This window comes from Antarctobacter albus, from assembly GCF_900101505.1.
Classification (GTDB): Bacteria; Pseudomonadota; Alphaproteobacteria; order Rhodobacterales; family Rhodobacteraceae; genus Antarctobacter; species Antarctobacter albus.
Map to the genome: position 1 here is coordinate 300418 of NZ_FMZI01000002.1, position 18003 is coordinate 318420.

Genomic DNA, 18003 nt, shown 5'->3' on the forward strand with positions numbered 1-18003 from the left:
TGGCAGCGATAAGGGACAATAAGCCAAGCGCCACAGCGCCCGATCCTTGAAGGAGCCACGTCTTGGAAGAGATGCTGCGGGAATACCTTCCCATCCTCGTCTTTCTGGCCATTGCCATCGGTCTCGGCCTTGTCCTGATCCTTGCCGCGGTGATCCTCGCCGTGCGCAACCCGGACCCGGAAAAGGTGTCGGCCTACGAATGCGGGTTCAACGCCTTCGACGATGCCCGGATGAAATTCGACGTCCGGTTCTACCTGGTCTCGATCCTCTTCATCATCTTCGATCTTGAGATCGCCTTCCTGTTTCCCTGGGCGGTGGCCTTCAAGGATGTTTCGATGGTGGGCTTCTGGTCGATGATGGTTTTCCTGGGCGTGCTGACCATCGGCTTTGCCTACGAATGGAAGAAGGGGGCACTGGAATGGGAGTGACCGACGACAAGGCGCTTGTCACCGATGTGCAGGGTGACGGCCAACAGGGGCCGCGTGTGAAGTCGGGCCCCTCCGCGCTGTCGCCCTACGGGTCGAACACCGCTGGCGGTGACCGCGAGGTCGCGACCCAGACCCTCAACCGCGAGCTGCAGGACAAGGGGTTCCTGCTGACCTCGACCGAGGACATCATCAACTGGGCGCGCACCGGCAGCTTGCACTGGATGACTTTTGGCCTGGCCTGCTGCGCGGTCGAGATGATGCACTCCTCGATGCCGCGTTATGACCTGGAGCGGTTCGGCACCGCGCCGCGCGCTTCCCCGCGCCAGTCCGACCTGATGATCGTGGCCGGCACGCTGACCAACAAGATGGCCCCGGCGCTGCGCAAGGTCTACGACCAGATGCCGGAACCGCGCTACGTGATCTCGATGGGGTCCTGTGCCAACGGCGGCGGCTACTACCACTATTCCTACAGCGTGGTGCGCGGCTGTGACCGCGTCGTGCCGGTGGATGTCTATGTGCCCGGCTGCCCGCCGACGGCAGAGGCGCTGGTCTACGGCATCATGGCGTTGCAGAAAAAGATCCGCCGGACGGGGACATTGGTGCGATGAGCGATTTGCTGAACGAACTGGGTGGCCATATCGAGGCCAAGCGTCCCGACTGCGTGATCGGCTGGGACGTCACGCATGGCGAGCTGAACGTCGACGTGGCGCCCTCGAACATCCGCGGTTTCGTCGAGTTCCTGAAGACCGACCCGACCTGCAAGTTCTCGACCTTGGTGGACATCACGGCGGTGGACTACCCCGAGCGGCCCAAGCGGTTCGACGTGGTCTATCATTTCCTGTCGATGTACCAGAACCACCGCATCCGCCTGCGCGTGGCGATCCGCGAGGACGAGATGGTGCCGTCGATCGTGTCGGTGCACCCCTCGGCCAACTGGTTCGAGCGCGAGGTCTTCGACATGTTCGGCATTCTCTTTGCCGGCCATCCGGACCTGCGCCGCATCCTGACGGACTACGGGTTCCGCGGTTTTCCGCTGCGCAAGGATTTCCCGACCACGGGCTATACCGAGGTGCGTTACGACGAAGAGCAAAAGCGCGTCGTCTACGAACCGGTGAGCCTGGTGCAGGAATACCGCCAGTTCGATTTCATGTCGCCGTGGGAGGGGGCACAATACGTGCTGCCCGGCGATGAGAAGACGGAAGAAAAGGCATGATGGGCGGCTGGGGCTTTGGTGGCGGCGGTCTGTTGTGGCTGATTGTCATCGGCGCACTGGTGGTCGTGCCATTCTGGAAGCTCCTGCCGCGTTTTGGCATTCCCAACTGGGTGGCGATTTTCGCCATCTTCCCGCTTGTGGCGTTGATCCTGCTCTGGGTCATGGCGTTCAAGGATCAGATTGACGGAGGTCGCGCGTGATGGACGGCTCCAAAGGCTTCGAAGACGCCCTGACGGGTGAACAGAAGATCCGCAACTTCAACATCAACTTCGGGCCCCAGCACCCGGCGGCGCACGGCGTGCTGCGCCTCGTGCTGGAGCTGGACGGCGAGATCGTGGAACGCTGCGACCCGCATATCGGCCTGCTGCACCGTGGCACCGAAAAACTGATGGAAAGCAGGACATACCTGCAGAACCTGCCGTATTTCGACCGTCTCGACTACGTTGCGCCGATGAACCAGGAACACGCCTGGTGCCTGGCCATCGAAAAGCTGACCGGGGTCGAGGTGCCGCGCCGGGGTTCGCTGATCCGCGTGCTCTACTCGGAAATCGGCCGTGTCCTGAACCACCTGCTGAACGTGACCACGCAGGCGATGGACGTGGGCGCGCTGACGCCGCCGCTCTGGGGCTTCGAGGAACGCGAAAAGCTGATGGTCTTCTATGAGCGGGCCTGTGGCGCGCGCCTGCACTCGGCCTATTTCCGGCCCGGGGGCGTGCACCAGGATCTGCCGCCCGCGCTGATCGACGACATCGAGACCTGGGCCAAGGAATTCCCGGCCAAGCTGCAGGACATCGACGACCTGCTGACCGAAAACCGCATCTTCAAGCAGCGCAACGCCGACATCGGCGTCGTGACCGAGGAAGAGATCAACGAATGGGGTTTCTCCGGCGTCATGGTGCGTGGCTCGGGCCTTGCCTGGGACCTGCGCCGCGCGCAGCCCTACGAGTGCTACGACGAGTTCGACTTCAAGATCCCGGTCGGCAAGAACGGCGACTGCTATGACCGCTACCTCTGCCGCATGGCCGAGATGCGCGAGAGCGTGAAGATCATCCTGCAGGCCATCGAGAAGCTGCGCGCGCCCGAAGGGCAGGGCGACGTCCTGGCCCGCGGCAAGATCACCCCGCCGAAACGCGGCGAGATGAAGACCTCGATGGAAGCGCTGATCCATCACTTCAAGCTCTACACCGAGGGTTTCCACGTCCCCGAGGGCGAGGTCTACTGCGCCGTCGAGGCCCCCAAGGGAGAGTTTGGCGTCTACCTCGTTGCCGATGGGTCGAACCGGCCCTACCGCTCCAAGATCCGCGCGCCGGGTTACCTGCACCTGCAGGCGATGGACCATGTCGCCAAGGGCCACCAGCTGGCCGACGTCGCGGCGATCATCGGGACGATGGACGTCGTTTTCGGGGAGATCGACCGGTGAGAGCGCTGATCGCGCTTTGCGCGCTGGCGGTGACGCCGGCGCTCGCTCAGGATCTGCCCATCTTCCAGGAAGAGCGCGGCTATGAAATCCTGGGCGGCATCGACGATGGTCTGCTGGTCCGCAATGGCGGTCATGCGTTCTACTGTGAAGTCGACGAAGGCCCGGACGACCGTTTCCTGGTGATGGAACGCTGCCTTCCGATCCTCGGCCCCAAGGCAGCGGCATCCGCCTCCCGGGCGACGCTCTCCAGGGCGCGCGGCGAAAAGGCCTTTGTCGAGGCCATCGAGGCGCTGCCGCCCTCCGTCTTTATCCCGGCGGTGACGCAGACGATGAAGGAATTCGGCTGCGTGCTGGACATGCGCACCGGCGAGGACGCCTTTCTGGCCGTACTGGCGCGCCACGTCGCCGAAGAGGCGGTCTATGACGGCGAGATGACCGAAGGCCTGATCGACGCCATTGGCGAAGTGACCGAGGATACCGCAGAGATCATGATGGACCAGGGCCTGATCGTTCTGGACCGCGCCGCCGGCAAGGCGCATCTGGTGAATTGCCCCTGACGGGGAAAGATGGGCCGCCGCCGCGCGGCCTTTTACGAGGGACGACACGATGAAGAGATACGCTTTTGCCCTGGTCGCGACGGGACTGGTTTCGGGCTGTTTCCTGCCCGAGGGCGTCACCGAAGAAGACCTTGCGGCCTTTGATGCGGCGGTGGCCTCGATCGGTTGTGACCTCGTGAACGAAAGCGATTATCTGCCCGTGGAGCTGCAGACCGGGATGCCGCGCGAAAAGGTGGTGACCATCTCGCAGTACAAGGTCGAACAGAAACAGGCCGTGCCGCTGTCGAACGGCGGTGTGCGCCTTCAGACCGGCGCCTGCGCCCCCAAGACAGAGCCCGCGCCCGAGGCGGCAACGTGACGTGACCGGCCCCCGAGGCCGGACTGGATGCAAGATTGAAACCCGAGGCGCCGCGCCCTGGCGCCGGACGTAAGACGGAAAGCCGAAAGCCATGCTGCGCCGACTGCACCCCGAACAGCCCGATAGTTTTGCTTTTACGCCCGCCAACCTGGCCTGGGCGCGCGAGCAGATCACCAAGTATCCCGAGGGCCGCCAGGCCAGCGCGATCATACCGCTGCTGTGGCGGGCGCAGGAACAGGAAGGCTGGCTGACCCGTCCGGCGATCGAACATGTCGCCGACATGCTGGGCATGGCCTATATCCGCGCGCTCGAAGTGGCCAGCTTCTACTTCATGTTTCAGCTGCAGCCGGTCGGCTCGCTGGCGCATATCCAGATCTGCGGCACGACGTCGTGCATGATCTGCGGTGCCGAGGACTTGATCGCCGTCTGCCGCGAAAAGATCGCCGACAAGCCGCACGCCTTGTCGGAGGACGGCAAGTTCAGCTGGGAAGAGGTGGAATGCCTGGGCGCCTGCACCAACGCGCCGATGGCCCAGATCGGCAAGGACTATTACGAGGACCTGACCGCGGAAAAGCTGCGCGATCTGCTCGACGCGCTGGCGCGGGGCGAGGTGCCCACGGTGGGGCCGCAGAACGGCCGTTTCGCCTCGGAACCCAAGCCGGGCATCACCACGCTGACCGAATTCGTGAACGGCTCGATCAAGCTGAACGCCAGCGCGCAGCTGGCCGATGACATCGGCGACACGATCAAGCGCATCGACGGCACCGAGGTGCCGCTGGCGGCGCCCTGGAACGACCAGTCCGGCACCCGTGGCAGCCAGCCGGACGCCCCCGAGGCACATGTCCCGGCCAAGGAGGCCCCGCAACCGGCCAAGCCCGCGCCCAAGCCGGAGAAGGTCGCCAAGGCACCCGCCGAGGTCGAGCAGGCGCTGGTCCAGCCCAGCACGCCGCTGCCGGGGCAGGACGACCTGTCCAGCCGCAAGGGCAGCTGGCGCTACGAGGCGCCCGAAGCGGAGGACAAGCCCGCGGCAGAGCCGGCCGCTCCTTCGGCAGAGGACAAGCCCGTGGGTCTTGATGCCCCGCGCGAGGGCAAGGCCGATGACCTTAAGGAAATCAAGGGCGTCGGACCCAAGCTGGAAAAGCTGCTCAACTCGCTGGGCTTCTACCACTTCGACCAGGTTGCCGCCTGGACCGACAAGGAACTGGCCTGGGTCGATGACAATCTGGAAGGCTTCAAGGGCCGGGCCACGCGCGACGAATGGGTGGCGCAGGCCAAGGAGCTGGCGGCGCGGTCCTAAAGTCTGATAGCCCCGGACACCTTTTTTCGTGATACTCCGGTCCAGACAGGACCGGATATCGGCGACAGGGAGGAATGTCATGGGGGATCGGACTGAGCAGGGGAACTGCGGTCAGTTGAGTTGGGGATTGGCGGCTTTGGCCGCCTTTCTTGTATTCGTATTGCTGTTGACGCTGGGCGACTGGCGCGTGATCCAGGCGGTCTTTGCAGGAGGGGCCACGCTCGTCGTGCTTGGCCTGCTGTTCTCCAAGCTGTTCTGTGCCGGCGCGGCAGAGGCCCCGGCACCCGCCGCGCGGCCCACGCCACCGCCCAGGGCTGCCCCGGCGCCGCAACCAGAGACGGCCCCCGAGCCTGAACAGGCGCCCGCCGCAGCCGAGAGCGCGGACACCGGATCGCTGGTCAAACCCAGTGGTGCCCTGCCCGGCGAGGAAGACCTTGCCAGCCGTAAGGGCAACTGGACCTACAGCGCCGACAGCACCGCCGAGGCGGAACCGGCCCCGGCAGAGGCGCCCGCTCCATCGCCCGAACCGGCACCCACCCCAGCCCCTTCCGAGCAGTCAGCTGCACCGCTGGTGAAGACAGGGACGGTGCTGGCTGGCGAGGCGGAACTGGCCTCGCGCAAGGGCAGCTGGACGTATAAGCCCGGCTACTGATCCCAAGGGAATTGCTGGTCACAGAGTGGTCAAACCGGCGGTCGCGGCCCCTGAAAAGGGGCTGCGACAACGCCATGTCTTGCGTGCCGCGGCGCAGTATGTCAGGCGTGGCACCGGCACTGTTGGGGAGGAACGGCGCTAAGACACGCGCAGGATGCTGCGCCCGTTTAGTGGAGCGAGAACGTGACCATGACGACCCCGATCTTTTCGATGACACCCGACTTTACCCCGCTGATGCGCATGATGCAGTTGCAGACTCGTTTTGCGATGGAAGCCAGCCAGGGGATGATGAAACTGGCCATGATGCCCTGGACCGGAATGCCGGCGGGCTTCGGCTCGATCTGCACGCCGATGGGTGGCGTGACGGTCGCAGCCTCGGTGACGACCACCGAAGAGGCTGCCCCGGTTGACGACGTGGCGGAAACCGTCGTCGTCGAGGCCACGGCAGAGCCGGTGGCCGAGCCCGAGGTGACTATCGAGGAACCCGTGGCAGAAACCGTTGCGGAACCTGTGGTGGAACTGGCTCCGGCCCCCGAGGCTGCCCCCGAGAAAGCCGAGACCGCGCCTGAGGCCGCACCCACTGTTGCGCCCGCGCCGGAAACGGAGGCCGCCGCAGAACCCGCGATGGTCAAACCCGCTGCATTGAAGGCGCCCAAGGGCGAAGCGGACGACCTGACCGTCCTGAACGGGGTCGGCCCCAAGCTGGCCGAGGCGCTGAACGCCGAAGGCATCTATCATTTCTCACAGATCGCCGGCTGGACCGAGGAAAACGTCGCCTGGGTCGACGAGAACCTGGCGGGTGTGCGCGGCCGGGCCTCGCGCAATGGCTGGGTGGCGCAGGCCGCCGAACTTGTGAAATAAGGCACGGGCGGCAATGGCCGGGAACCAGGACTACAACCGGAGAGGCCGCGCGATTGCGCTGGTGATCGTCGGGACGGCTCTCGGCTGGGTCGCGGCCAATGTGATCGGCGCGGCGGTGGACCTGAGCCACCGCTGGCGCGCGCTTTTCGACCTTGCTGCAATTGGTGGCTTTGTCTGGGCGCTGTGGATGTTATACGGGCTCTGGCGGGAGCGCCAGGAACACAAGGATTGAGAGATGCTAGCTGACCAGGACCGGATCTTTACCAACCTCTACGGCATGCATGACCGCACCCTCGACGGCGCGAAAAAGCGTGGCCACTGGGACGGGACAAAGGATCTGATCGCCAAGGGGCGCGACTGGATCATCGAGGAGATGAAGGCCTCGGGCCTGCGCGGTCGCGGTGGCGCCGGTTTCCCGACCGGCCTGAAATGGTCTTTCATGCCCAAGGAATCGGATGGGCGTCCGGCCTACCTGGTGGTCAATGCCGACGAGTCCGAGCCGGGCACCTGCAAGGACCGCGAGATCATGCGCCACGATCCGCATACGCTGATCGAAGGCTGCCTGATCGCCAGCTTCGCCATGCAGGCCCATGCCTGCTACATCTATATCCGCGGCGAATATATCCGCGAGCGTGAGGCCCTGCAGGCCGCCATTGACGAGGCTTATGACGCCGGTCTTCTGGGCAAGAACGCCGCCGGATCGGGCTGGGATTTCGAACTTTTCCTGCATCACGGTGCGGGCGCCTACATCTGCGGCGAGGAAACCGCGCTGCTGGAAAGCCTCGAAGGCAAGAAGGGCATGCCCCGGATGAAGCCGCCGTTCCCGGCGGGCGCGGGTCTCTATGGCTGCCCGACCACGGTGAACAACGTCGAATCCATCGCGGTCGTGCCGACGATCCTGCGCCGTGGCGCGGAATGGTTTTCGTCCTTCGGGCGTGACAACAACAAGGGCACCAAGCTGTTCGCGGTGTCCGGCCACGTCAACAACCCCTGCGTCGTCGAAGAGGCCATGTCGATCAGCTTTGAGGAGCTGATCGAAAAGCACTGCGGCGGTATTCGCGGCGGCTGGGACAACCTCAAGGCGGTGATCCCCGGCGGATCTTCGGTGCCTTGTGTGCGCGGCGAAAAGATGCGCGACGCGATCATGGACTTCGACTACCTGCGCGGCGAGCTGGGCTCGGGTTTGGGCACGGCGGCGGTGATCGTGATGGACAAGGACACCGACATCATCAAGGCGATCTGGCGCCTGGCCAAGTTCTACAAGCACGAAAGCTGTGGCCAGTGCACCCCGTGCCGCGAAGGCACCGGCTGGATGATGCGGGTGATGGAGCGCCTGGTAAAGGGCGAGGCCGACGAGGAAGAGATCGACATGCTCTGGGACGTGACCAAGCAGGTCGAGGGCCACACGATCTGCGCGCTCGGCGATGCGGCGGCCTGGCCGATCCAGGGCCTGATCCGCAACTTCCGCGACGAAATCGAGGACCGCATCAAGGCGCAGAAGACCGGACGTCTCAGCGCCGTCGCCGCGGAATAATCGTGGTCTTCTCGGATGTTATCAGGGCCTCCTGCCAAATGGCGGGAGGCTTTCTGCTTTTGGCGTCAACCGCGCTGGCGCAGGGCAAGATGCCCTATGAAATCAGTGATGAGGTGATCTACAACAGGCGATCCTTCGACGTGTGGTTCGGCCTCTACGAGACCGAGACGGTGCGTGACGCGCCGGACACGGGGCTGCCGCAAAAGGAATGGATCGAGCAGAGCCGCCTTGTTGTGCGGACCAACCAAGACCCCCAGATCGGTCCGGGCGATAAGGTGCTGGCGCGCAAGGTCGGCATCGCCTTTTGCAGGCACTACGGGCTGACAGTCCGATCTGCGCCCGGGGACGCACATGAGTGGCAGGGCGAGTGGTCCTTTGTCGACCTGTGCTGGAAAGACGGCTGGTGACCGGCTGGCACCTGGCCGAGTTCAACATCGGCATCCTGCGATACGACTGGGAAGATCCGCGCATCGCCGAATTTAGTGACAACCTGGACAGGGTCTTTGCCGTCGCGGAACGCAGCCCCGGTTATGTCTGGCACATGGCCGAAGCCGAGATGGATGCGGCGCAGACCGATCCGGGTGGTCCGCTTGGCGGCAATCCCGGACCGCGTCGACCTTGTCGGTCTGGCGCGACCTGCCGAGCCTCGAACATTTCGTCTGGCAGACCGTGCACCGGCGGTTCTACGACCGGCGCGCGGAATGGTTCGATGCTGCGGGGCAGGGGCTGCGGCTGGTGATGTGGTGGGTGCCCGAAGGCCACCGGCCCGGGATCGCGGAGGCGGCGGACAAGCTGCAGCAGTTGGCAAAAACAGGAGAGAGCGACGCGGCCTTCGGCTGGACCCATGCCCGGGCGCGATGGGGCGCATCGGGATAATTCATTGGGCGTGGCAGGGGCCGCGCGCTACAGCTTGCGGGCCGATTGGCCGACTTGATTTCAGAAAGGACATCACATGCACCTGGCGGAATTGAACATCGGGCGCCTTCTGGCCCCCACGGACGACCCGCGCGTGGCGGAATTCATGGACAACCTCGACCGGATCAACGGGCTGGGCAAGCGGATGCCGGGCTTTGTCTGGATGATGGAAGGCTCGGGCGAGCCGGGCACAGGAAACACCGAAGCCAAGATCGACGGCGACCCGCAGTTCGTGTCCAACCTGACGGTATGGGAGGACGTGGAAAGCCTGGAACGCTTTGTCTGGGGCACCATCCACAAGCAGTTCTACGACCGCCGCACCGAGTGGTTCGAGATCATGGGCGACCAGCATTTCGTCATGTGGTGGGTGCCCGAGGGACATCAGCCGACGCTGGACGAAGCGCTGGAACGACTGGAGATGCGCAAGACGCAGGGCGACACGGATGCGGCCTTTGGCTGGTCCTACTTGCCGCAGGCGCAGATGTGGCGTGCAAGGCACTGTACGCCCGAGACCGTGTGACGCCAGTTGTGCCTTGCCCATGTTTCCTTCGGTTGCCGTCATCGTGGCAGGCCGTCGCTCACGGGGCGGGGCGCCCGCTCCTTGACCTCTTGCCCCGCAGGCGCGACAGTGCGCGGCACGCGTGGGCCGGGTGTGGCGGGCGCGCGATGCGAGCAGAAAAGACACGGGTTGGAATGATGAAACGGATTTTGGGAACGGCGGTGCTGATCGCGGCGCTGGCGCCCGTGGCGCAGGCGGAAACCGTCCGCTCCAAGAGCTTCGTGGGCGATATTCAGCGCCGCGCGGTGACGATGCAGGCCCGTGACGGATCGGGCTCTGCCCAGGCGCTGCAGGCCTATGTCAGCGTGACCACGGTTGCCGGGGTGGTTCCCGCGCAGGCACAGATCCAGGCCGCCGGAGCCTTTGCCGCCAAGGCCGGGTGTCGCGATGCGCGCGCCCTGACCACGATTCTGGCCGGGGTGACGGCCAAGGCAGCCGAGTTCGAGGTACTGTGCCGGGGAGGCCAATAAGATGATGACTCGCGTGTTGTGCATTCTGGCCCTCGCGGCCACACTCGGGGGCTGCGGTCGCGCCGGGATCTTCAAGTCGGACCAGCCGATGTTCGACGGTCAGCGCTTTCGCACGGTGGTAAAGACCGAACGCAAGAACCGGCAGGTCTTTGCCGTGACGGTTCACCAGGTATCGAAATCGGTGGAGGGCGCGCGCGCTGCGGCAGATTACAAGGCGAAGCAGCACTGTATCCAGTATTTCGGCACCTCCGAGATCGACTGGACCGTTGCGCCGGATGCCGACGGGCAGAGCCTGCGCATCGTGGACAACACCCTGACTTTCCGGGGGAGCTGTCACGACGAGGCGGCCTGAGGCGCGCAAGGGGGCGCCGGATGCGTGGATCCTTGCCGAAACAGAGGCCTGCGGGGGCCGGATATTGAATATCCGCCCCCTCTGCCCCCACCTCAAGGGCACCAGTCTGAAAACGGAGAGCCGCGTATGCGCCTGATTCTCACTTCCATCGTCTGCATGACCCTGGCCCTGCCGGCCGTGGCCAAGCCGCCCCTGCGCGAGGTCAGCGAAATTGACGACGGTCTGATGGCGATCGCGATCGCGGACGAGATCCGCAAGAATTGCGACGACCTGCAGCCGCGCATGGTGCGGGCGTATCGCCAGATCAAGGCGCTTGAGAAACGCGCCAAGGCCCTGGGCTACTCCGAGACCGAGATCGACGACTATGTGAAGTCCGACAAGGAAAAGAAACGGATGCGCGGCAAGGCCGAGACCTGGCTGGCCTCAAAGGGGGTCAATCCCAAGGACACGCGCGCCCTGTGCAAGTTCGGTCGGGACGACATTTCGCGCGGCGGGCCTGTCGGTTACTTCCTGCGCTGAGTCGCGTCCGGGCCGCTAACAGGCGGTACACATTCAACTTTTGTGATCACAATGGCGCGGTGTGCGGGGAAAACTCGTGCGCCGCGTCGTTTTTTCCTGCCTTTTCGCTGCACCTGCATCTGGTAACGTCCGGCGGACCACGATAGAACCCCGAGGACTGCGGCCTGCCTGCCAGCGGGCGCTGCCAGCCGAAGAACGGGAGAGGCTCAGGCATGTCCGATACGCGAAAGATCATCATCGACGGGCAGGAGATTGAGGTGGACGGGGCCATGACCCTGATCCAGGCCTGTGAAGAGGCCGGGATCGAAGTTCCTCGCTTCTGCTACCACGAACGTCTGTCGATTGCCGGCAACTGCCGCATGTGCCTTGTCGAGGTCGTGGGTGGCCCGCCCAAGCCCGCCGCCTCCTGCGCGATGCAGGTGCGTGACATGCGCCCGGGCCGCAACGGTGAACCGCCGGAAATCAAGACAAACTCGCCGATGGTCAAGAAGGCCCGCGAGGGGGTGATGGAGTTCCTGCTCATCAACCACCCGCTGGATTGTCCGATCTGCGACCAGGGCGGCGAATGCGACCTGCAGGACCAGGCGATGGCCTATGGCGTCGATTTCAGCCGGTTCCGCGAGGCCAAGCGCGCGGTGGATGATCTGGACCTGGGTCCGCTGGTCGAAACCCACATGACGCGCTGCATTTCCTGCACCCGCTGCGTGCGCTTCACGACAGAGGTCGCGGGCATCACCCAGATGGGTCAGACCGGCCGGGGCGAGGATGCGGAGATCACCTCGTACCTGAACGAGACGCTCGATTCGAACCTGCAGGGCAACATCATCGACCTGTGCCCGGTGGGCGCGCTGGTGTCGAAGCCCTACGCCTTTACCGCGCGTCCCTGGGAGCTGACCAAGACAGAGACCATCGACGTGATGGATGCGCTTGGGTCCAGCATCCGGGTCGATACCAAGGGCCGCGAAGTCATGCGGATCCTGCCGCGCAACCATGACGGCGTGAACGAGGAATGGATTTCCGACAAGACGCGCTTTGTCTGGGACGGGCTGCGCCGCCAGCGTCTGGATCGCCCCTATGTGCGCGAAAACGGCAAACTGCGTCCCGCAAGCTGGCCCGAGGCGCTGGGGGTTGCCGCCAAGGCGATCAAGGGCGCCGAAAAGCTGGCCGGGATCGTCGGCGATCTTGCCCCGGTCGAGGCGATCTACTCGCTGAAAACGCTGGTCGAAGGGCAGGGCGGTGCCGTCGAAAGCCGGACTGACGGGGCCAAGCTGCCCGCTGGCAACCGGTCCGGCTATGTCGGCAATGTCGCCATCGAAGAGATCGACACGGCAGTTGAGATCATCCTGGTCGGAACCAACCCGCGCGACGAGGCGCCGGTGCTGAACGCCCGTATCCGCAAGGCCTGGGCCAATGGAGCCAAGGTCAAGCGCGTCGGCCCCGCGGTCGACCTGACCTATGACGTCGAGGACTGCGGCACGGGTCGAGATGCACTGTCCCGGCTGACGGCCGGTGACGATGCCATCGTGATCGTCGGGCAGGGCGCCCTGAACGAGGCGGACGGCGCCGCGGTGCTGGGCGCCTGCATGGCGCTGTCGGGCCGGATGCTGGTCCTGCACACGGCGGCCAGCCGCGTGGGCGCGCTGGACGTGGGCGCGGTGAACGACAATGGCATGGAGGCGGTTCAGTCCGCTGACGTGATCTACAATCTCGGCGCGGACGAGGTCGAGATCGGCGAAGGCGCTTTCGTGATCTACCAGGGCTCGCACGGCGACCGGGGCGCACATCGCGCCGACGTGATCCTGCCGGCTGCTGCCTACACCGAGGAACAGGGCCTTTTCGTCAACACCGAGGGCCGCCCCCAAATCGCGCTGCGTAGCGGGTTCGCCCCGGGCGAGGCCAAGGAAAACTGGGCCATCCTGCGGGCGCTCTCTGCCGAGGTTGGCGCGCAACTGCCCTGGGACAGCCTCGCGCAACTGCGCCAGGCTCTGGTCAAGGATGTGCCGCACCTGCAGCAGATCGACGACGTGCCGGAAAACGAGTGGCAGCCGCTGGATGCGGGCAAGCTGGGAGAGGCCGATTTCCGGTACGCGGTGCGCGACTTCTACCTGACCAATCCGATTGCCCGCGCCTCCGAGCTGATGGCGGAACTGTCGAAACAGGCGCGCGACCGCGCCGCGGCGCCGCTGGCGGCGCAATAACTTGCGCGGACTGGCGATCATAACACTTCTGGTGATTGCCACCGGGCTGTCGGCCTGCACCGAAGAGGCCGCCTCTGACGCGCCTTTCACGCCCAGCTATGCCGGGATCGAAACCCGGCTTCTGGATGGCGATCTGGTGCAGTTCGAGGTCGAGATGCGCGGCGCCCGCGACGAGGGCGACGTGAAGGATTATGCCGAATGCGCAGCCGCGCAATACGCGCTGATCCGGGGTTACGGTTTTGCGCGTCATTTGCGCACGACCGTTTACGAAGAGGGTGGCCTATGGCGTGGAGATGCGGTTTACACCATCTCGGCAGCGCTGCCCCCAGGGCTCAAGACCATCGACGCCGAAGTGGCGGCGCTGGCCTGTGCCGAGAACGGAATACCGATGGTGTGAGGACCTGATGGAAAACTTCTTCGCCACGCCTCTGGGCACCTTTGTCATCATCTTCGCGCAATGCCTTGCGGTGCTGGGCTTCGTGATGGTGTCGCTGCTCTTCCTCGTCTACGGCGACCGCAAGATCTGGGCCGCGGTCCAGATGCGGCGCGGTCCGAACGTGGTGGGCATCTACGGCCTGCTGCAGACCGTGGCCGACGCGCTGAAATACGTCGTCAAGGAAGTGGTGATCCCGGCAGGGTCGGACCGAACGGTCTTCATGCTGGCACCGCTGACAAGTTTCGTGTTGGCGATGATCGCCTGGGCGGTGATCCCCTTCGGCGACACTTGGGTCCTGTCCGACATCAACGTGGCGATCCTCTATGTCTTCGCGGTGTCCTCGCTCGAGGTTTACGGCGTGATCATGGGGGGCTGGGCCTCGAACTCGAAATACCCCTTCCTCGGGTCGCTGCGCTCGGCGGCACAGATGATCTCCTACGAGGTCTCCATCGGCCTGATCATCATCGGTGTCATCATCTCGACCGGATCGATGAACTTCGGTGACATCGTGGACGCGCAGGACGGCGCTTATGGTTTCTTCAGCTGGTACTGGCTGCCGCATTTCCCGATGGTCTTCCTGTTCTTCATCTCGGCCCTGGCCGAGACCAACCGCCCGCCCTTCGACCTGCCGGAGGCGGAATCGGAACTGGTGGCCGGTTACCAGGTGGAATATTCGGCAACGCCCTTCCTGCTGTTCATGGCCGGTGAATACATCGCCATCTTCCTGATGTGTGCGCTGACCACGCTGCTGTTCTTCGGCGGCTGGCTGTCGCCGATCCCGGGTCTGCCGGACGGGGCACTGTGGATGGTCGGCAAGATGGCGTTCTTCTTCTTCATCTTCGCGATGGTGAAGGCGATCACGCCGCGTTACCGCTACGACCAGTTGATGCGCCTTGGCTGGAAGGTCTTCCTGCCGTTCTCGCTGGTCTGGGTGGTCTTCGTTGCCTTCGCCGCGAAATTCGGCTGGTTCTTCGACGGCTATGCCCGCTGGGTGACCGGGGGCTGAATTGGTGACGTTTCGGAAACATATCGTTTCGGACAGCCAGCTGAGGGGAGGGCGCCATGTCTGACCTCAAGAGCGCGATCCTGGATGCGAAATACATCGACATGATCGATCTCGGTGATTTCGTCGTCCGCGACACCGGGCTGCCGGACGTGGACAGCGACGGAAATCTGATGCCGCAGGCCACGGAGATTGCCGCCGCGATCTTTCGCTGGGCGGCGGACATGCAGGCGGCCGAGGCCGCGCGCGCCGAACAGGCCGATCCGGCGCCGGAGACATCCGGCCCCGAGGCAACCAAGGAATACGATGAGCAGGGCGATCCGGGGACGGATGCGCCCACGGCCGCAAAGCTGGAGGCCGAATTGCACAAGCTGGCACAGGAGCAAGGATAGAATGGCGACCATCGACTACGGCCGGGCCGCGAAATACTTTCTGCTCGCGGATTTCGTGAAGGGGTTTCAGCTGGGCCTGAAATACTTCTTCGCGCCCAAGGCCACGGTGAACTACCCGCACGAGAAAGGCCCGCTGAGCCCCAGGTTCCGCGGCGAACACGCGCTGCGCCGCTATCCCAACGGCGAGGAACGCTGCATTGCCTGCAAGCTCTGCGAGGCGATCTGCCCGGCGCAGGCCATCACCATCGACGCCGAGCCGCGTGACGACGGCAGCCGCCGTACCACGCGCTACGACATCGACATGACGAAATGCATCTACTGTGGCTTCTGCCAGGAAGCCTGCCCGGTGGATGCGATCGTCGAAGGCCCGAACTTCGAGTTCTCGACCGAAACCCGCGAAGAACTTTACTACGACAAGGCCAAGCTGCTGGAAAACGGCGAACGCTGGGAAGCCGAAATTGCCCGCAACCTCGAACTGGACGCCCCGTACCGCTGACCCGAGATGATCAGAGCCGCCGCCATCATACTTATCCTTGCCGCCCCGGCCACGGGCGCCCAGACGATTGTCGAGGGCGGTCCGGAATGGCTGGACAAGCGCGCCGAGGTTTTTTCCTCGGTCTGCATGGCCGCGGCGCCGGATTTTGCGGCCTTTGACGCAAAGGCAGAGGCGGCCGGCCTGGAACGGATAGAGCAGGGTTGGCACCTGCCGCCCGAGGCATTTCTCAGCCTTCGCGCGCACGACGGGTTCTGCAGTTGCTTCATGACCGTGGGGGCGCCGGACCAGACCGAAATGGTCGGGGCCATCTTTGGCCGCCTGATGCAGGACTGGGGGGCGTCTTTTACCGGCAAGGCTGAAGGGCTGGCCAATGTCGCGCCATTCCAGCGGGATGGGATCGAGGCGGTTTCGATCCTCGAACCGCGCAAGATTGACGGCCAGAACTGGCTGTCCGCGCGGGTCACGGTCTTTGGTGCCTGTCCCGACGGGGAGGGCGGCCAATGAGCAAGACGCACACGCGCCTCGACGGTTTTCTGAAGGCCGCTGAACACAAGGCGCAAGCCCTGTCCGACTGGTCGGATCGCGCCACAGCCATGGTCGATATACTGAGCCGGCGGATCGACAACTCTGTCGATAAGGCGCTGGCCGCCAAGGAGGGCCGGACATGAGCGAGAACAAGACCCCCTTCGAGCTGATGATGGCCCAGGCCCAGGAAATGGCCAAGGCCTTCAATCCGGCCATGAGCAGTTTTGACCCCAAGGGCTTTGAAAAGCTCTGGCCGACCATGTCCAAGGACGCGATGGAGATGTGGTTCGGCAAGGGTATTTCCAAGCAGGGGTTGGACGCCAAGACGCGCCTGCTGCTGACCCTGTCGGGTCTGACCATGCAGGGCGCGCAGGCCGAAACACCGTTCCGTCTGACCGTGCGCCACGCGCTCGAGGCAGGCGCGACCTCTGAAGAAATCGCCGAGACCATTGGACATATGTCGATGTTCGCAGGCATTCCGGCGATGACCCGCGCAATGGAACTTGCGCGCGAAGTCATCAATGAAAACAAGGATGACGAGACATGATGGTCTTTGCCTTCTACCTCTTCGCACTCGGCGCCATCGCGGGCGGGTTGTTCACCGTGGTCAGCCGCAACCCGGTGCACTCGGTGCTCTGGCTGATCCTGGCCTTCCTGTCGTCTGCGGGGCTCTTCGTGCTGATGGGCGCGGAATTCGTCGCCATGCTGCTGGTCATCGTCTACGTCGGCGCGGTCGCGGTGCTGTTCCTGTTCGTCGTCATGATGCTGGATGTCGATTTCGCAGAGCTGAAGGCGGAAATGGCGCGTTATATGCCGCTGGCCCTGCTGATCGGGCTGGTGATCCTGATGCAGCTGGCGATGGCCTTTGGCGCCTGGCAGGCCTCGGACATGGCGGCGGGCCAACTGGCCCAGCCGACGCCCGAGGGCATGCACAACACCCAGGCGCTGGGGATGATCCTCTATGACGAGTACTTCCTGCTGTTCCAGCTGGCCGGCCTGATCCTGCTGGTCGCCATGATCGGTGCCATCGTGCTGACGCTGCGCCACCGCCAGGACGTCAAGCGCCAGGACATCCTGGCCCAGATGTACCGCGATCCGGCCAAGGCGATGGAGCTGAAGGACGTGAAACCGGGGCAGGGGCTTTGAGCGGGTTCTGGGACGTGGTCCTGTCCCCGACGGGATTGGTCCTCTACGCCGGGTTCTGGGCCTTCAAGATCGTGGCCGGTGCCTGGGTCCTGCGGCGGGCCATGCTGCTGCTTCCGGTGCGGGCGCAGGTCTGGACAGAGGACCGGCTGGCCCGGCTGAAACTGCGGGGCCTCCGCCGCCCTTTGGGATGACCCGCCCGGCGCGGGAGAGACAGACAAGAGGTCCCGGATCAGGTCCGGGACAGGGGGCGCAAGGCCCCGCAGGGCCCGCAGCGAGACGGGCCACAAGAGCGAAAGAGGGCCCCGGCACCAGCGCGGGGCACGATTTGGAAGACCAAAAGCGGGCAAAACGCCCGGAGGGACGCACATGATCGGATTGGAACATTACCTGACGGTGGCGGCGGTGCTTTTCGTCATCGGCATCTTCGGGCTCTTCCTGAACCGCAAGAACGTCATCATCCTGCTGATGAGCATCGAGCTGATGCTGCTGGCAGTGAACATCAACCTCGTCGCCTTCTCGACCCATCTGGGCGACCTGGTGGGGCAGGTCTTTACCCTCTTCGTGCTGACCGTCGCCGCCGCCGAGGCCGCCATCGGCCTGGCGATCCTGGTCTGCTTCTTCCGCAACCGCGGCACCATCGCCGTGGAAGACGTCAACGTGATGAAAGGCTAA

At 64.4% G+C, this 18003-nt stretch carries 29 protein-coding genes and 1 pseudogene; all 30 read left to right on the forward strand.

Translation table 11 applies throughout. The features are described 5' to 3' along the window. The first annotated feature begins 62 nt into the window (after positions 1–62). Positions 63–428 (forward strand): NADH-quinone oxidoreductase subunit A, encoded by a 366-nt coding sequence (locus BLQ71_RS04585; RefSeq protein WP_043143593.1) that lies wholly within the window; start codon positions 63–65, stop codon positions 426–428. Beyond that, positions 419–1036 carry a NuoB/complex I 20 kDa subunit family protein gene (locus tag BLQ71_RS04590; protein WP_229754806.1) on the forward strand — a complete coding sequence of 206 codons (618 nt, stop codon included), beginning with the start codon at positions 419–421 and terminating at the stop codon, positions 1034–1036. The genes BLQ71_RS04585 and BLQ71_RS04590 overlap by 10 nt, the downstream gene beginning before the upstream one ends. Next, positions 1033–1641 (forward strand): NADH-quinone oxidoreductase subunit C, encoded by a 609-nt coding sequence (locus BLQ71_RS04595; RefSeq protein WP_074620877.1) that lies wholly within the window; start codon positions 1033–1035, stop codon positions 1639–1641. The genes BLQ71_RS04590 and BLQ71_RS04595 overlap by 4 nt, the downstream gene beginning before the upstream one ends. Next, positions 1638–1841 (forward strand): NADH dehydrogenase, encoded by a 204-nt coding sequence (locus BLQ71_RS04600; RefSeq protein WP_069086698.1) that lies wholly within the window; start codon positions 1638–1640, stop codon positions 1839–1841. The genes BLQ71_RS04595 and BLQ71_RS04600 overlap by 4 nt, the downstream gene beginning before the upstream one ends. Next, the gene (locus BLQ71_RS04605; protein WP_052244579.1) at positions 1838–3061 is read left to right on the forward strand and encodes an NADH-quinone oxidoreductase subunit D; all 1224 of its coding nucleotides are present in this window, start codon (positions 1838–1840) and stop codon (positions 3059–3061) included. Before BLQ71_RS04600 ends, BLQ71_RS04605 begins: the two co-directional genes overlap by 4 nt. After that, positions 3058–3618, forward strand: a complete 561-nt coding sequence (locus BLQ71_RS04610; RefSeq protein WP_074620878.1) for a hypothetical protein — start codon at positions 3058–3060, stop codon at positions 3616–3618. The genes BLQ71_RS04605 and BLQ71_RS04610 overlap by 4 nt, the downstream gene beginning before the upstream one ends. Before the next feature lie 49 nt (positions 3619–3667). Then, entirely contained in the window at positions 3668–3976 is a 309-nt protein-coding gene (locus BLQ71_RS04615; protein WP_043143603.1) for a hypothetical protein, read from the forward strand. Positions 3977–4067: 91 nt separating this feature from the next. Then, entirely contained in the window at positions 4068–5273 is a 1206-nt protein-coding gene (locus tag BLQ71_RS04620; RefSeq protein ID WP_074620879.1) for an NADH-quinone oxidoreductase subunit E, read from the forward strand. A 79-nt stretch (positions 5274–5352) separates the two neighbouring features. After that, positions 5353–5925 carry a hypothetical protein gene (locus tag BLQ71_RS25915; protein WP_133066118.1) on the forward strand — a complete coding sequence of 191 codons (573 nt, stop codon included), beginning with the start codon at positions 5353–5355 and terminating at the stop codon, positions 5923–5925. Positions 5926–6114: 189 nt separating this feature from the next. After that, positions 6115–6786: a helix-hairpin-helix domain-containing protein gene (locus BLQ71_RS04630; protein WP_052244581.1), complete on the forward strand. Its 672-nt coding sequence runs from the start codon at positions 6115–6117 to the stop codon at positions 6784–6786. Positions 6787–6799: 13 nt separating this feature from the next. Further along, positions 6800–7018, forward strand: a complete 219-nt coding sequence (locus BLQ71_RS04635; protein ID WP_043143606.1) for a DUF5337 domain-containing protein — start codon at positions 6800–6802, stop codon at positions 7016–7018. 3 nt (positions 7019–7021) lie between these two features. After that, positions 7022–8320, forward strand: coding sequence for an NADH-quinone oxidoreductase subunit NuoF (gene nuoF, locus BLQ71_RS04640; RefSeq protein WP_043143607.1), 1299 nt, complete (start codon positions 7022–7024; stop codon positions 8318–8320). Positions 8321–8358: 38 nt separating this feature from the next. Next, entirely contained in the window at positions 8359–8727 is a 369-nt protein-coding gene (locus BLQ71_RS04645; protein WP_074620881.1) for a hypothetical protein, read from the forward strand. Beyond that, positions 8724–8834, forward strand: a pseudogene (locus BLQ71_RS26750) (DUF3291 domain-containing protein); the annotation flags it as partial. The gene BLQ71_RS04645 and the pseudogene BLQ71_RS26750, both read left to right, overlap by 4 nt. Positions 8835–8938: 104 nt before the next feature. Beyond that, positions 8939–9196 carry a DUF3291 domain-containing protein gene (locus BLQ71_RS26755; protein WP_229754805.1) on the forward strand — a complete coding sequence of 86 codons (258 nt, stop codon included), beginning with the start codon at positions 8939–8941 and terminating at the stop codon, positions 9194–9196. Between the two features lie 76 nt (positions 9197–9272). Next, a complete protein-coding gene (locus BLQ71_RS04655) occupies positions 9273–9755 on the forward strand; it encodes a DUF3291 domain-containing protein (protein ID WP_069211591.1) in 483 nt (160 codons plus the stop codon). Positions 9756–9928: 173 nt separating this feature from the next. Continuing rightward, positions 9929–10264 (forward strand): hypothetical protein, encoded by a 336-nt coding sequence (locus tag BLQ71_RS04660; protein WP_074620882.1) that lies wholly within the window; start codon positions 9929–9931, stop codon positions 10262–10264. A gap of 1 nt (position 10265) precedes the next feature. Then, positions 10266–10616 carry a hypothetical protein gene (locus BLQ71_RS04665; protein WP_083242518.1) on the forward strand — a complete coding sequence of 117 codons (351 nt, stop codon included), beginning with the start codon at positions 10266–10268 and terminating at the stop codon, positions 10614–10616. A gap of 126 nt (positions 10617–10742) precedes the next feature. Further along, positions 10743–11135 carry a DUF5333 domain-containing protein gene (locus BLQ71_RS04670; protein WP_043143615.1) on the forward strand — a complete coding sequence of 131 codons (393 nt, stop codon included), beginning with the start codon at positions 10743–10745 and terminating at the stop codon, positions 11133–11135. Between the two features lie 212 nt (positions 11136–11347). After that, positions 11348–13333, forward strand: coding sequence for an NADH-quinone oxidoreductase subunit NuoG (gene nuoG, locus BLQ71_RS04675; protein WP_074620883.1), 1986 nt, complete (start codon positions 11348–11350; stop codon positions 13331–13333). A 1-nt stretch (position 13334) separates the two neighbouring features. Beyond that, positions 13335–13730, forward strand: coding sequence for a YNQ4 family lipoprotein (locus BLQ71_RS04680; RefSeq protein ID WP_175459221.1), 396 nt, complete (start codon positions 13335–13337; stop codon positions 13728–13730). 7 nt (positions 13731–13737) lie between these two features. Continuing rightward, positions 13738–14775 (forward strand): NADH-quinone oxidoreductase subunit NuoH, encoded by a 1038-nt coding sequence (gene nuoH / locus BLQ71_RS04685; protein WP_074620884.1) that lies wholly within the window; start codon positions 13738–13740, stop codon positions 14773–14775. Between the two features lie 56 nt (positions 14776–14831). Further along, positions 14832–15164, forward strand: coding sequence for a hypothetical protein (locus BLQ71_RS04690; protein WP_043143622.1), 333 nt, complete (start codon positions 14832–14834; stop codon positions 15162–15164). A gap of 1 nt (position 15165) precedes the next feature. Beyond that, positions 15166–15660, forward strand: coding sequence for an NADH-quinone oxidoreductase subunit NuoI (nuoI, locus tag BLQ71_RS04695; protein WP_043143624.1), 495 nt, complete (start codon positions 15166–15168; stop codon positions 15658–15660). A gap of 6 nt (positions 15661–15666) precedes the next feature. After that, on the forward strand, positions 15667–16164 hold the full coding sequence (locus tag BLQ71_RS04700; protein ID WP_043143625.1) for a hypothetical protein: 498 nt from the start codon (positions 15667–15669) through the stop codon (positions 16162–16164). Beyond that, positions 16161–16328: a hypothetical protein gene (locus tag BLQ71_RS26315; protein ID WP_157923277.1), complete on the forward strand. Its 168-nt coding sequence runs from the start codon at positions 16161–16163 to the stop codon at positions 16326–16328. The genes BLQ71_RS04700 and BLQ71_RS26315 overlap by 4 nt, the downstream gene beginning before the upstream one ends. Then, positions 16325–16732, forward strand: coding sequence for a carboxymuconolactone decarboxylase family protein (locus tag BLQ71_RS04705; RefSeq protein ID WP_043143627.1), 408 nt, complete (start codon positions 16325–16327; stop codon positions 16730–16732). Before BLQ71_RS26315 ends, BLQ71_RS04705 begins: the two co-directional genes overlap by 4 nt. After that, the gene (locus BLQ71_RS04710) at positions 16729–17331 is read left to right on the forward strand and encodes an NADH-quinone oxidoreductase subunit J (protein ID WP_043143629.1); all 603 of its coding nucleotides are present in this window, start codon (positions 16729–16731) and stop codon (positions 17329–17331) included. Before BLQ71_RS04705 ends, BLQ71_RS04710 begins: the two co-directional genes overlap by 4 nt. Then, positions 17328–17522, forward strand: coding sequence for a hypothetical protein (locus BLQ71_RS04715; RefSeq protein ID WP_074620885.1), 195 nt, complete (start codon positions 17328–17330; stop codon positions 17520–17522). The genes BLQ71_RS04710 and BLQ71_RS04715 overlap by 4 nt, the downstream gene beginning before the upstream one ends. 175 nt (positions 17523–17697) lie before the next feature. Beyond that, on the forward strand, positions 17698–18003 hold the full coding sequence (nuoK, locus tag BLQ71_RS04720) for an NADH-quinone oxidoreductase subunit NuoK (protein WP_023849383.1): 306 nt from the start codon (positions 17698–17700) through the stop codon (positions 18001–18003).